The sequence below is a fragment of the Endozoicomonas sp. 2B-B genome, assembly GCF_053470045.1.
On the sequence record NZ_JBLZMU010000001.1, the window covers coordinates 2,015,752 to 2,028,717 of the forward strand.

General features: G+C 48.3%; 9 protein-coding genes. 2 read left to right on the top strand and 7 right to left on the bottom strand.

Annotated features, from left to right (window positions below; genetic code table 11):
• Positions 1-394: 394 nt before the first annotated feature.
• The 7 genes from ACOMHB_RS08125 to ACOMHB_RS08155 form a co-directional block, all read right to left on the bottom strand.
• On the bottom strand, positions 395-2,353 hold the full coding sequence (locus ACOMHB_RS08125) for an acetoacetate--CoA ligase (protein ID WP_448216205.1): 1,959 nt from the start codon (positions 2,351-2,353) through the stop codon (positions 395-397).
• A complete protein-coding gene (locus tag ACOMHB_RS08130) occupies positions 2,350-3,261 on the bottom strand; it encodes a hydroxymethylglutaryl-CoA lyase (protein WP_448216206.1) in 912 nt (303 codons plus the stop codon). The genes ACOMHB_RS08125 and ACOMHB_RS08130 overlap by 4 nt, the downstream gene beginning before the upstream one ends.
• Positions 3,251-5,302, bottom strand: coding sequence for an acetyl/propionyl/methylcrotonyl-CoA carboxylase subunit alpha (locus ACOMHB_RS08135; protein ID WP_448216207.1), 2,052 nt, complete (start codon positions 5,300-5,302; stop codon positions 3,251-3,253). The genes ACOMHB_RS08130 and ACOMHB_RS08135 overlap by 11 nt, the downstream gene beginning before the upstream one ends.
• Entirely contained in the window at positions 5,299-6,084 is a 786-nt protein-coding gene (locus ACOMHB_RS08140; protein WP_448216208.1) for an enoyl-CoA hydratase-related protein, read from the bottom strand. Before ACOMHB_RS08140 ends, ACOMHB_RS08135 begins: the two co-directional genes overlap by 4 nt.
• Positions 6,085-6,101: 17 nt before the next feature.
• Positions 6,102-7,709 carry a carboxyl transferase domain-containing protein gene (locus ACOMHB_RS08145; protein ID WP_448216209.1) on the bottom strand — a complete coding sequence of 536 codons (1,608 nt, stop codon included), beginning with the start codon at positions 7,707-7,709 and terminating at the stop codon, positions 6,102-6,104.
• Between the two features lie 162 nt (positions 7,710-7,871).
• The gene (locus ACOMHB_RS08150; protein ID WP_448216210.1) at positions 7,872-9,035 is read right to left on the bottom strand and encodes an isovaleryl-CoA dehydrogenase; all 1,164 of its coding nucleotides are present in this window, start codon (positions 9,033-9,035) and stop codon (positions 7,872-7,874) included.
• Positions 9,036-9,501: 466 nt separating this feature from the next.
• Positions 9,502-11,061 (bottom strand): F-box/WD repeat-containing protein, encoded by a 1,560-nt coding sequence (locus ACOMHB_RS08155; RefSeq protein ID WP_448216211.1) that lies wholly within the window; start codon positions 11,059-11,061, stop codon positions 9,502-9,504.
• A gap of 872 nt (positions 11,062-11,933) precedes the next feature.
• Between ACOMHB_RS08155 and ACOMHB_RS08160 the strand changes: the two genes are divergently transcribed.
• Positions 11,934-12,596: a TetR/AcrR family transcriptional regulator gene (locus ACOMHB_RS08160; RefSeq protein ID WP_448216212.1), complete on the top strand. Its 663-nt coding sequence runs from the start codon at positions 11,934-11,936 to the stop codon at positions 12,594-12,596.
• A 121-nt stretch (positions 12,597-12,717) separates the two neighbouring features.
• Complete coding sequence (locus ACOMHB_RS08165) at positions 12,718-12,963, top strand: helix-turn-helix domain-containing protein (protein ID WP_448216213.1); 246 nt, start codon at positions 12,718-12,720, stop codon at positions 12,961-12,963.
• The last annotated feature ends 3 nt before the right edge of the window (positions 12,964-12,966 follow it).

Below are 12,966 nucleotides of genomic sequence, written 5' to 3' on the forward strand. Positions count from 1 at the left end.
TCAAGGACTTCTGGATTACGGCTGAGTGCAGTTATTCTGTGAACCTGCTCAAATGGTTGTTGAGCAGGTTGACTTGAATAGTGGCAAAATAAGGCATTGGAGCAACCTTTCGGAAATATTCTGTAAATAGAATAGATCCAGCTTTCAGAATGTGAGAGTGTTTTTATTCACTAGACTTCATGGAGGGCTGTCTATTCTCGAGCCCCGGGCTGAAATGTCTGAATGTCTTGAAGACCCCTTAAGTTTTCTTTCAGAGCTGGCATTTCATAATTAAGAAGAACAAGGGAGGGAGTGTGCTATGTCGCTGCCGATCAATAGACTTGTGAAGGATCATGAGCACCTTTTGCGGCTGCTCGATTGTTTGGATCACGCCGGAGACAAAGATGACAGCCCCTTAATCCTGAAGTTCTGGTCGTTTTCGGAAATACTCCAAAGCTTTCGGGTTCGCCAGGGCTTCGATATTGGCAACTGGTTTGTCATGGACAACATCCCTAACGGCCAGCTCAACAATCTTGCCATTGATGGTCCTGGGAATATCCGGTGTCTGTAGTACAACCGCAGGCACATGACGGGGCGTTGTATTGTCTCGAATGGCCTTTTTAATTTCGTGGATAAGTTCGTCATCCAGTGTGGCACCATCTCGTAACTTAACAAATAGAACAACCCTGATATCGCCTTTCCACTCCTGACCAATGGCAATGCTCTCAAGCACCTGCTCTACCCTTTCAACCTGTCGGTAAATTTCCGCAGTCCCGATTCTTACGCCACCCGGATTCAGGACAGCATCTGCCCGACCGTGAATGATCACCCCTTTATTTTCTGTCAGTTCACCAAAGTCTCCATGAGCCCAGACCCCAGGGAACTGGCTGAAATAGGCTTTATGATAGTTTTTATTTTCGGGATCATTCCAGAATCCAATGGGCATGGATGGGAAACTGCTCTGACAGGTCAGTTCACCCTTTTCTTCCAACAGAGGCTTGCCTTCAGGGCTGACAAACTGAACGTCCATTCCCAGTCCGCGGCACTGAATCTCCCCTTTATTAACCGGTAAGGCAGGGCAGCCCAAAGCAAAGCAGGAGATGATATCGGTGCCACCAGAAATAGAAGATAGGCAGAGATCCTTTTTGATGTGCCGGTATACATAATCAAAGCTCTCGTGAAGCAGAGGAGAGCCCGTAGACAGAAGAGTCTTCAGCTTTGGTAAAGAGTGAGATTCAGCCGGCTTAACCCCGGCCTTTTCCAATGCTGCAATGTATTTTGCACTGGTGCCGAAAACAGTAATGCCCTCTTCTTCCGCAATATCTATAAGACTTCGCGGCTCTGGGTAGAAAGGGGAACCATCATAAAGAACGACAGTGGTTCCCAAAGCAAGAGAGGAAACCAGCCAGTTCCACATCATCCAGCCGCAAGTAGAGAAGTAGAAGATAATGTCTTCGGATTTTAAATTCGTGTGTAAAGACAATTCCTTCAGGTGTTGCAGAAGGGTTCCACCATGTCCATGCACGATGCACTTTGGGGCTCCGGTCGTGCCGGAAGAGTACATAATGAACAAAGGATGATTAAAGTCCACCGCTACAAACTCAGGTGTATCAATATCTTGAATAATAAAATCGTCGTATAAGACCGATGAGGTTCGGGAACTGATATCGGCATCACCGCTCAGGAATGGCACAATGACGGTTTGTTCGATAGAAGGGATCTGTGCCTGAAGGGATTGAACCTTTTCCAGACACTGAATCGGCTTACCATTATAAAAATAGCCATCAATGCTGAGCAGTACTTTTGGTGTGATTTGCCCAAAACGGTCCAGAACGCCCTGAATACCAAAGTCTGGCGAACAGGACGACCAGATAGCTCCCAGGGCGGTAGTAGCCAGCATCATGATCAGGGCTTCAGGGCAGTTGGGCATAAAAGCTGCCACCCTGTCTCCTTTGCTGACCCCTGCCGCTTTCAGTCCTGCCTGAGCTGCCGCGACCGCTTTAGTCAGTTCGCCACAACTCAAGGTGGTACGGTGGCCGTCTTCGCGTCTGAAAACCAGCGCATCTTTTGTAGCCTTCTCAGCATCTTTGCCATGTCGCAGCATGTGTTCTGCATAGTTGAGAGTCGAGTCCGGGAACCACTCTGCTCCCGGCATTTGATCATGGTTGCAGATGGCAGAGGGTAGGGTGTGAAATTGAATATCGACAAATTTTGCCAGGTTTTCCCAGAAAGCATAACGATCGCTGACACTCCAGTCATAGAGGGAGTGGTAGTCAGTCAGTTTCTGAACGTTGCTTTCATTGACAGACTGAATGAATTTATGAAGATTTGATGATTGAATCCGGCTCTCGTCAGGTGTCCAGAGCTGTGTCATATGCGATCCTGTTTTATTCTTTCCAAAGCCAGTCCAGTGTTCGAGTGAGAACGAATACCCAGTTGATGACAGATGAAGGCAGCGGCCTTCAAAAGCTTGTCCATCTGCACGCCGGTTTTGATGTTCAGACCTTCCATCAGATAGAGCACATCTTCAGTCGCAATATTGCCAGAGGCTCCCGGTGCATAGGGGCAGCCACCCAGACCTGCAACCGCCGAATCTACTACCGCCAGACCTTCCTCAAGAGATGCGTAAATATTGGCTAATGCCTGTCCGTAAGTATTGTGATAGTGAGCAGCAAGGTGTTTGATAGACACTTCACGACAACAGGCTTCCAGAACTCTTTTAACCCGAAGAGGTGTTCCTGTGCCCAGGGTATCTCCAAGGGATACTTCGTAACATCCCATTTGATAGAGCGCTTTAGTCACTTCAGCCACTTGCCGAGGTGAGGTTGCACCATCATAAGGACAACTGATAATGCAAGAAACATAGCCTCTGACGGGCATATTATTCTGTCTGGCCAACTCCATAACCGGTTCAAAACGTTTAAGGCTCTCGGCAATGGAGCAGTTAATGTTTTTTTGACTGAAACCTTCGGAAGCTGAGGCAAACACTGCGGTCTGGTCCGCTCCTGCTTTCAGGGCATCTTCAATCCCCATGAGGTTGGGGGTCAAAGCCGTGTAAACAACGTTACTTTGTCGCTTAATGGTCTGGAATACCTGATCCGAGTTCGCCATCTGGGGAACATACCTGGAGGAAACGAAACTGCCTGTTTCTATGTGCTCAAGACCGGACTGAGACAGTAAGTTGACCAGTTCTACTCGTGTTTCCAAAGACGCTGGTGTTGGCAAATTCTGAAGCCCGTCACGGGGTCCAACTTCAACAATGCGGACAGATTCAGGCAGCATTTTCGTTGTCCTTTGTACCCTTGCTCAAGGTTTCCTGAAAACTCATGAGTGACGAACCAGCGTCCACTCTGTCGCCTTCCTTGTAAAAGATCGACTCAATCATTCCGCCGCAGGGAGCATGAATGGTATGTTCCATTTTCATGGCTTCCATAACCAGTAAAGGGGCTCCGGCACTGACCTGCTGTCCCTCTGAGACCATGACAGAGCTGACGGTTCCGTTCATTGGCGCCGACATGGCTTCAGAACCATCGTGAGCGGTCAGGCACTGTCCTGAAAGACACAGCTCGACACTGAAGTGCGGGAAGAATATTTTCAGCCTGGCTTCCGGTAGGGGAAGCACACGACATTGTGATGTTAATTGTGTCGAAGAGAACTCTGTGTGATCGCCAATCAACAGTTGTCCCGACAAACAACCAGACTCTGCCTCATACCAGTGAATATCAGCCTGACAATAGCTATCAGGCAGACTCACCCTGAATCCTTCAGACACTTTTTCCAGTGAAATCAGATAGGGTTGTTGGTTCAGAAAAAGAGTCATTTGAGACGGTGCTGAAGCAGCCGGTAACGACCCCTCGTATTGAGATTGATGGAATTGATAAAGGGCTCCTGCAATCAACGACATTCTTAGTTGATCATGATCCAGCTCTGTCTGAGGTGGATGTTGATCAATAAAATGCGTGGATAATTCAGCTTCTCTGAAAGCGGGCTCATTGACCAGATGCATCAGAAAATCACGGTTATCACTTAAGCCAGCCTGTTGATAGTCAGACAAAGCCCGGGACATTTTATCAATAGCAGATTCACGATCTTCAGCCCAGACCACCAGTTTTGCCAGCATCGGGTCATAGTGGCTGGAGATATAATCGCCCTGTTGTACACCCGTATCGATGCGGACGTGATCCACTGCCTGAGGCCATTGCAAGTCCATGATTTTCCCTGAAGAGGGTAAAAAGTCATGATCGGGGCTTTCGGCATAAATGCGAGCTTCAAGGGCATGACCATGACATTGCAGCTGATCCTGAGTCAGAGGTAAGGATGCACCTGCGGCAATAGCCAGTTGCCATTCAACCAGATCCTGTCCGGTAATAGCCTCAGTGACCGGGTGCTCGACCTGAAGTCGTGTATTCATTTCCATGAAATAGAAGCGTTCACCGTCAACCAGGAACTCAACTGTACCGGCTCCGCGATACTGTATAGCCTTACCCGCTGAGACTGCTGCCTCTCCCATACTTTTTCGCATGGCATCGGAAAGGTCAGGAGCGGGGGCTTCTTCGATGACTTTCTGATGACGTCGCTGCAAGGAGCAGTCACGGTCGAAGAGATAAACACCTTCATTGTTATGATCGAAAAAGATCTGAACTTCTACATGGCGAGGTTGGGTGATATACGACTCCAGAAGTAAGTGGTCATCGGCAAAACTTTTCAGGGCCTCTCTTCGGGCCGCCTGAAGGCCTTCCTGTAACTGGTCGTGATGCTCAATAATTCTCATCCCCTTGCCGCCACCACCCAGTGCGGCTTTGACCATCAGGGGGTAACCGATACGCTCCGCCTCCAGGATTAGGGTTTCATCAGACTGATCGGAACCGTGGTAACCGGGACAAATAGGAACACCGGCTTTTTCCATCAGGGTTTTGGCTTCACTTTTTGAACCCATTGCTCTGATGGCTTCGTGCCCGGGTCCAATGAAGTGAATACCGGCGTCATGACAGGCGAGGGCAAAGTCGGCATTCTCAGACAGAAAACCATAGCCGGGATGCACTGCCTGGGCACCGGATTGTTTTGCTACTTCAATCAGTTTGTCGCTGCACAGGTAGCTTTTCTGTGCAGCTGAAGGGCCAATATAATAAGCCTCATCGGCCAGGGTTTTGTGAAGGGCCTGGTAATCCGCATCAGAGTAGACTGCGACTGTTCTGACTCCCAGTTTTCTGGCGGTTCTTATTACCCTGCAGGCGATTTCACCCCGGTTGGCAATGAGGATTTTATGGAAATGCTTTACATTCTGGAGACTGTTGTCCGAGTTCATGGCGCTATTCTTGCTCATGGCTGACTCCATGAAGGTTTGCGTTTTTCAAGGAATGATGCCAGACCTTCCTGACCTTCCGGAGAAACTCTGATCCGGGCTATCTCCCGGCAAGCCAGTTCAACAAATTCATCATCAATCGGCTTGTTATGAACACTGTGCAACATGCTTTTTGCCAATCGGGTCGCTGCCGGAGCATTCCCCAGAAGCTGTTGGGTCAGTTCATCGGCTTTGGTATCAAGTTCTGATTCAGGCACCAGTTCATGCAGCAATTCCAGCTCAAGCGCTTTTTCTCCGGAAAAGACTTCCGCACTGAGGAAGTAACGACGAGCCTGACGGGTGCCAATGGCCTGTACAACGTATGCGCTGATGACGGCTGGAATCAGGCCAATCCTGACCTCACTCAGGCTGAATCGGGTGTTGTCGGCGCCAACTGCGATATCACAGGCACAAATCAGTCCTATGGCACCACCGAATGCAGCACCCTGAACCACCGCCATAGTTGGTGCAGGAAAGTGATTCAGGGTGTAGAGCAGTTCTGATAGTGTGCGTGCGTCGTCGTAGTTTTCCTGCTCACTGAGATGAATGGCGTTCTTCATCCAGTTAAGGTCACCTCCGGCAGAAAAATGTTTGCCGGAGCCCCTCAGTTGCAGGAGTCGAGTCTCTTCGCCAGACAGCTGTTTCAGGGCATCAATCAGTTCGCTGATCAGTTCGGCATTAAAGGCATTGCCCACTTCCGGACGATTCATGGTAATGGTGGCAACACCATTGCCGCTGGTTTCGATAATGAGAGAGTTGCTCATGGTATTACTTCCCTGGCTCACATTCTGAACACGCCGAAGCGAGTCTCTTCAATGGGCGCATTGAGGGTTGCAGAAAGGCTCTGTCCCAGAATGTCACGGGTATTGACGGGGTCAATAATGCCGTCGTCCCAGAGCCGGGCACTGGCATAAATCGGGTTGCCCTTGTGGTCATAGGTTTCGATGACCGGTGTTTTTATGGCGGCCTCTTCGTCAGCAGAAAGGGTTTTTCCTTTTCGGGCCAGGCTGTCTTTTTTAACCTGGGCCAGAACTTCGGCGGCCTGTTCACCGCCCATGACCGAAATTCTTGCATTGGGCCAGGTCCATAGAAATCTTGGATCATAAGCCCGGCCACACATACCGTAGTTGCCAGCACCAAAACTGCCGCCAATGATGACGGTGAGCTTTGGCACGGTTGCACAGGCTACTGCATTCACCATTTTGGCGCCGTCTTTCGCTATGCCTCGAGCTTCATATTTTGAACCCACCATAAAGCCCGTGATGTTTTGCAGGAAAATCAAAGGTATACGTCTTTGACAGCATAATTCAATAAAGTGAGCCCCTTTTTGGGCTGATTCCGAGAAAAGCACACCGTTGTTAGCCAGAATACCGACCGGATGACCATGAATTCTGGCAAAGCCGCAGACCAGAGTGTTGCCGTAGCGGGCCTTGAATTCATCAAACACGGAGCCATCGACGATTCGGGCAATGACTTCTCGAACGTCATAACTCTGTTTCAGATCAGAAGGGATCAGGCCATAGAGCTCGCCAGGATCAAAGACTGGAGGAACAGGCTTTTCTAAAGCAACGGAGTGGTTTTTCTTTTTGTTCAATCTGCCAATGGCGTGTCTTACAAGTTCAAGGGCATGGGCATCATTTTCCGCCATATGATCAGCCACCCCGGATTGTTCACAATGAACTCTGGCTCCACCCAGTTCTTCTGCCGTGACCTCTTCACCGGTAGCGGCTTTGACCAGCGGTGGTCCTGCCAGAAAAATGGTGCCCTGATTTCTGACGATAATGGTTTCGTCAGCCATAGCCGGCACATAGGCTCCCCCTGCTGTACAGGAGCCCATAACCGCTGCAATCTGAGGGATTCCTTTGGCAGACATATTGGCCTGGTTAAAGAAGATGCGACCGAAGTGTTCTCTGTCTGGGAATACTTCATCCTGATAGGGAAGGTTGGCCCCTCCGGAATCAACCAGATAAATGCAGGGAAGATGATTTTGTTCAGCAATGGTCTGGGCGCGCAGGTGTTTTTTAACCGTAAGCGGGAAGTAACTGCCGCCTTTTACAGTTGCATCGTTGGCCAGGATCATACATTCGATGCCAGCAACAAAACCTATACCTGCAACGACACCGGCGCAGGGAGCGTCATTATCATAGATGTCTGTGGCGGCAAAACGGCCTATTTCAAGAAAGGGAGAATTGGGATCAAGCAACTGGGCAATACGATCCCTGGCTAATAGTTTACCTCGGGCAATATGGTTTTCTCTGGATCTTTGACTGCCGCCCCGGGCAATGGTCTCAAAGCGTGTATTGATCTGGTCTACCAGGGCCTGCATATGTCGCCGGTTCTTGTGGAATTCGGGACTGTCGGGTGCCACTTTTGAAGATAATACGGGCATATTGATCGCCTCTGATGAAGCAGTTTCGTTTGCTCATAGTCTTGCAGTGTTGCGATAGAGGTCAGATCACATCCAACATGCCAAGGCCATGGCTGTTTGAGAACTTATTATTCTTGTTATGGCAACATGGTTCCCCGGAGAGGGCAATACTGCCTGTCGCAGTTAGCAAGACTCCTGGAACAGCTCCCTGCCAATCAGCATACGACGGATTTCCGATGTACCGGCGCCTATCTCGTAGAGTTTGGCGTCTCTGAGCAGACGACCTGTCGGGTATTCATTGATGTAGCCATTGCCTCCCAGAATCTGAATGGCATCCAGTGCCATCTGAGTTGCGCGTTCAGCACAATAAAGAATGACACCGGCTGCGTCTTTGCGGGTACTTTCACCACGATCACAGGCTGACGCAACCGCATAAAGGTAAGCTTTACTGGCATTCATCTGGCTGTATATGTCGGCCACTTTGCTCTGAATCAGCTGAAATTCACCAATGGATTTGCCAAACTGTTTACGATCGTGAATGTAGGGAATCACGATATCCATACAGGCTTGCATAATGCCGGTCGGACCACCGGACAGAACGACCCGTTCATAGTCCAGACCACTCATGAGTACAGCTACCCCTTCATTGACGTTGCCCAGTACATTTTCTGCAGGCACTTCGCAATCTTCAAACACCAGCTCACAGGTGTTCGAGCCTCTCATGCCCAGTTTGTCCAGTTTTTGTGCGCGGGAGAAACCCCTGGCGTCTCGTTCAACGATGAATGCGGTGATTCCCCGGGAACCTTTTTTGGGTTCGGTTTTGGCGTAAATGACGTAAATGTGGGCATCAGGGCCATTGGTGATCCACATTTTATTGCCATTCAGAATATATCTGTCGCCTTTTTTTTCGGCTTTCAGTTTCATACTGATAACATCAGACCCAGCGTTGGGTTCGCTCATGGCCAGAGCACCGATGTGCTCACCACTAATCAACTTGGGAAGGTATTTCTGCTTCTGTGCTCTGTTGCCGTTGCGACAGATCTGGTTTACGCACAGATTGGAGTGTGCGCCATAACTGAGTGCAACGGAGGCGGAAGCGCGGCTGATCTCTTCCATAGCGATGACATGCGCGAGATAACCCATGCCAGAGCCGCCAAACTCTTCTTCTGCTGTTATACCGAGCAAACCCATCTCTCCGAACTTCTGCCAGAGGTGCATGGGGAACTGGTTGTTCCTGTCGATTTCCTGTGCGAGTGGAGCAATTTCATGATCGCAAAACTGTCTGACCTGCTCTCTCAGCAGATCATTGGTTTCACCCAGATTGAAGTTGAATGTCAGGTAACTCATTGAAAGCATCTTTGTTTAAATTGTTCTTAGACTATAGGCATTGATTGGCTAAAGCATTTCAATTTGTGGCCACAGTCCCGAAGATCTTTCTGTACATCCATCTAAACGTCAGTTATCGGATAAATAACTTCAGAATATAATCTTAGTGTTCCACTTCTTGGAGTCAACGTAAATGCTTATTGTTGAAAGTTGAAAGTTGAAAGTTGTATACAGGGATTAAGGTGGGACCCGGATTTTTTGCCCATTCCAGCAGACGTTCTTATGTCCACCCATTTTGCTTGCAATGTCCTTAAGGCACATGTAATACCAGTCGAACTTTCTAACTCCCTATTGCGCTGAAGATTTGAGCCTTAATCCTGCGTTGCCGATCGTCGCCATAGCTAAGGCTATGACTCCTCACGCCGCCTTGTCTTAAGGCTCAAATCTCCATGCTCATCACGGGAGTTAGAAAGCACGATTGGTATAATTAGTCTTTCCTTTGCAGTTCAGTGATTCTCAGCTGATGAGATGCATTGATGGTCAACACATGTCGGCCATCGCTGCTGATGGTGGCTAACACGATCCTCGACTTGCGCCGAATAGTGGCTTTTTTGACCCAGGACCCATCGCCTCCGAGACCATAAATTTGAGCCTCTTTGTCTTTGTTGGCGATCGTCAATACATGGCAACCATCGGCACTAAAGGTGGCTGATCGGACCCAGCCCTTGTGGGTAATGGTGGTTTTTTTTACCCATGATCCGGGCGCCTTCTGGCCATAGATTGTCGCCGTGTGATCATCACTGGCGGTCACTAGATGACGGCCATCGGCGCTGAAGTCAGCTGATGTGACTGCCCCCTGTTGTTCAATGGTGGCTTCTTCTTCCCATGATCCGGGTGCCTTCCGGACATAGATTTTCGCCTTGCGATCAGCGCTGGCAGTCACCACACGGTTGCTATCGCTACTGAAGTTGGCTGAGTAGACCTTATCACGATGAGAAATCGTGGTTATTGCTTTCCATGATCCATCGTCCAGCAGGTCATAGATTTTTGCCGTACCATCCACGCTGGCGGTTGCCAGATGGTAGCCATCCGTGCTGAAGGTGGCAGAGCGGACATTATCCTCATGGTGAATGGCGGTTTTTACTTTCCATGATCCATCCTCTTCCTGACCATAGATTGTTATGGTGTTATCTGAATCGATAACTAACAGATGTCCGCCATCGAAGCTTAAACTGGCTGACACGATCGAACCAATATGGTTAATAGTTGCTTTTTGTTCCCAGGATCCATAGGTCTCCTGTCCATTGATTTTCACCACTCCATCCGAACTGGCGGTCATTACAAGGTGATCATCGGCGCTGAAGGTGGCAGAGAGGACAACACCTTTATGGCGAATAGTGACTATTTCTTGCCATGATCCATCGTCACCCTGACCACAGATTTTCGCTTTGCCATCATGAATACCGGCGCTCACCACATGACGACTATCGTGACTGAAGATGGCGAATCTGAGCCAGCAGTCATGGGGGATTTTGGCTTCTTGTACCCATGACCCATTGATCTTCTGGCCATAGATTCTCGCCTTTTTATCCATACCGGTGCTCACCAGATGGTAGCCATCGGCGCTGAAGGTAGCCTTGCAGATTGTATTACTGTGGCTAAATTTGTTTTTTTCCACTAATTCAAATTTTTCACATTGAGACATCAGTTTACTGTTGGTGAAAAGAAGGTCGGCAGGAAAATGAATCTCATTTCGTTGTTCTATAAGTGACTTGATGGTGTCCTCATATGCGAAAGGCTGCAGCCAATGACGGAGTTTTTCCTTATCTTTTTTTGTCGTAGCGATGGTATTGAGTTGACATTGGTGAGGTGAAGGAAACCGGCGATACCAGGCTCTTTCCACAATCTTATTTGTTTTAATAAATGTGTGAAAATGTTTGCATACCATTGCTAAACCGGTGACCTCTCGAAAATTTAAATGGCCAATAATCATCAATGTTGGTATGTGGGGCAAACTGAGGAATAAAGATTCATTTTTGTCACACACAGTGACGTCCCTACCTGCACTTATACCCCTTGGCGCTTCCTCTGATCAGGATTGCTTAAGTGTATGTGAGAGTGAATCGTTAATGCTGGGATTTCTTTCCACAGGGGAAAACATGTCTGGTTACTCCACAGTCAGTTTGTATTCTCTCCTTGAGAGGCTTTTCAAAATTGATTAATGAAGGTTGGAAACGGTTTTATAATGAAAGTTCATAACATTAAGGTAAGTGAAGCTAACTAAATTGCGAATAAGTCCCTCTAATCTACAATAATCTCTTCCAAACCAGGGAGCTGGCTTGGCTGTCCTTCACCCTGCCCATAGCATTCAGGAGAACACAGGCTGACAAGGAACACCCTCTTCAGGGCGGGGAGAATATGATACTCAGGAATTCGGGGGCATTTTCGCCAATCGAGATTTAATGAATTTTGCCCTGAATAGCTACTTCTGCGATGCCTGAAAGTAAGGTAACCAATATTATGATTGGTCAACATATGCTAACAGTGCCGAGTATGACCAACTTCTTTTAAGCTGCTCACGGCTCTTTATGCCTATCAATTTGGAAGCCATTTTTTAACCGGTGCAGCGGAATTAAGACTTCAGCTCTCACTGGGGTTCGCCCTCAAAGACTACAGGTGTTAAGCTTGCGTTCAATTTAAGAAGCTTTAAATACTGCTATTAAACGGCATTGAACAGGAAGTGCTGCCAGTGTCTCATCATTGAGAACGGCAAAAGGGTTTTATGATCGGCATTTCTCTGCCAGATAACGTAGGCGGTCTACGACAGCGGGCAGCCTTTATAACTGAGTTGGCTCGTTCTTTTTGAATGATATTAAAGTGAGTAATTAAGCTAGATAGCTTAACCTTTGTGGCAACACTATGAATGCAATTATACGTCTGACAGACGCTAAGGAAGCACTGATAAGAGCAGCGGAAAAGCTGATAGCCGAAAGAGGGCTCGATGCTGTTTCAGATCGTGAAATAGCCAGAGCTGCAGGACAGAAGAATAACTCTGCTGTTCAGTACCATTTTGGTGACCGGGCCGGATTGATTAATGCAATTCTGGATTTCCGGATGATCCCTCTCAACCAAAAACGTCACGAGATGCTGGATGAACTCCATAACCGCAAGGAACCTCCAACAACCAGAGATTTAGTTAAGGTTCTACTGCTTCCCTACATGGAAAACCTTACAGGCTCAAGAGAAGATAGCTCCTATACCAGTCTGGTCAGTCAGCTGTTCCAGCGTGGCAATCAACAGATCGTTGCCATGGATACCCCCAGAAGCAGCTCTCTGGTTCGTATGACTGAAGCATTTGCTACCACCTTGCCACACTTGAGTGTCAAAGAGCGCCATGCCCGGCTCACTTTCCTGGGTTCCATGGTCGTTCACACGGTAGCTCGCTGGGATCAGCAGTGCCGTCTGGACCCCGAGACCTGGACACCGGAACATATTGTTCAGCAGACCCGGTTCCTCATTGAGTTTCTGGCGGGCGGGATGGATCAGGATGCTCTGCAGAGAGAGCCGGAATCAAGGTCCTGAGTTTGCCGTTTGGAAAGACGCTTCCTCAGAAGTTGAACAGAGTTTTTCAAACTAAAAATGAATGTATATAAGTTCATGTTGTGAATTTATGCCATAATGAATGTATATGCACTCATAATTGATGAAAATGAATACTATTGGACAGCAATGTCGAGATCGCCGAAAAGCCAGGGGTTGGAATCAGGCCGAGGCTGCCAAACAGGCTAAAACTACCCGAAGTGTTATCTCAGCCATAGAAAACGATCGATACCGGGGAGCTTTGTGGGCTCTGAACAATTATCTTGGGTTGCTGGGTCTGGAGCTGACGGTCAAAGATGCTGAAAGACCCACATGGGATGATCTTGATGAGTTATTTAAATACGAATAGTGA